The organism is Paenibacillus sp. LS-5, assembly GCF_056121505.1.
This window is the reverse complement of the sequence record NZ_JBWAVA010000041.1, coordinates 1-971: the sequence shown is the minus strand read 5'-3', so window position 1 is coordinate 971 and position 971 is coordinate 1. Positions and strand designations below refer to the sequence as shown.

2 tRNA genes and 3 rRNA genes are annotated in these 971 nt (G+C 48.0%); all 5 read right to left on the bottom strand.

Features of this window, described 5'->3' with window-relative positions:
• Nucleotides 1-254 (bottom strand): 23S ribosomal RNA (locus tag AC0MA3_RS26320); the annotation flags it as partial.
• Between the two features lie 195 nt (nt 255-449).
• Nucleotides 450-525, bottom strand: a tRNA-Ala gene (locus AC0MA3_RS26315).
• Nucleotides 526-546: 21 nt separating this feature from the next.
• Nucleotides 547-623 (bottom strand) — tRNA-Ile (locus AC0MA3_RS26310).
• A gap of 47 nt (nt 624-670) precedes the next feature.
• Nucleotides 671-787: ribosomal RNA gene (gene rrf, locus AC0MA3_RS26305) — 5S ribosomal RNA — on the bottom strand.
• Between the two features lie 122 nt (nt 788-909).
• Nucleotides 910-971, bottom strand: a 16S ribosomal RNA gene (locus AC0MA3_RS26300); the annotation flags it as partial.

The window sequence follows — 971 nt, the reverse complement described above, 5'->3', positions numbered from 1 at the left end:
CGCCGCTACTGACGGAATCACTATTGTTTTCTCTTCCTCAGGGTACTTAGATGTTTCAGTTCCCCTGGTCTGCCTCTACATACCCTATGTATTCAGGTATGAGTAACTGCGAATTACCACAGCTGGGTTTCCCCATTCGGACACCCCCGGATCAAAGCTTGCTTACAGCTCCCCGAGGCAGTTTCGTTGTTCGCCACGTCCTTCGTCGGCTCCTGGCGCCTAGGCATCCTCCGTGTGCTCTTATTAGCTTAACCGCAATTTTCTCCGCAGGAGAAATATTGAACATTACTGTTCTTTACTTTCCTATCGAATCGATTGTATCAACTAATAACTATTTCAACTTGCTTACACAAGTTTCAGCTAAAAGATGTTCTAAAACGCATTTTCGTTTCGGTATCCAGTTTTCAAGGATCAAGGTCTTGCATATACTATTGCATGTAAAACATTATTGGTGGAGCCAAGCGGGATCGAACCGCTGACCTCCTGCTTGCAAGGCAGGCGCTCTCCCAGCTGAGCTATGGCCCCATAAAGAGATATGATGTTATATGGTGGGCCTTGGTGGACTCGAACCACCGACCTCACCCTTATCAGAGGTGCGCTCTAACCAACTGAGCTAAAAGCCCATATAACATATATAACATTTTGGATTCAACCAATCTCTTGGTTGACCGCTTGGCAGCGTCCTACTCTCCCAGGACCCTTCGGTCCAAGTACCATCGGCGCTGGAGGACTTAACGGTCGTGTTCGGGATGGGTACGTGTGGAACCCCTCCGCTATCGCCACCAAACGCATACGAAAGAGACTTGCTCTTTCAAAACTGAACACGAGTGAGTGTTCGAACCCAAGGGTTCTAATGGAAGCTAAGCTTCCGATTTGAATGTTTCCATTGCAGGAAACGATTCTCCATAGAAAGGAGGTGATCCAGCCGCACCTTCCGATACGGCTACCTTGTTACGACTTCACCCCAATCA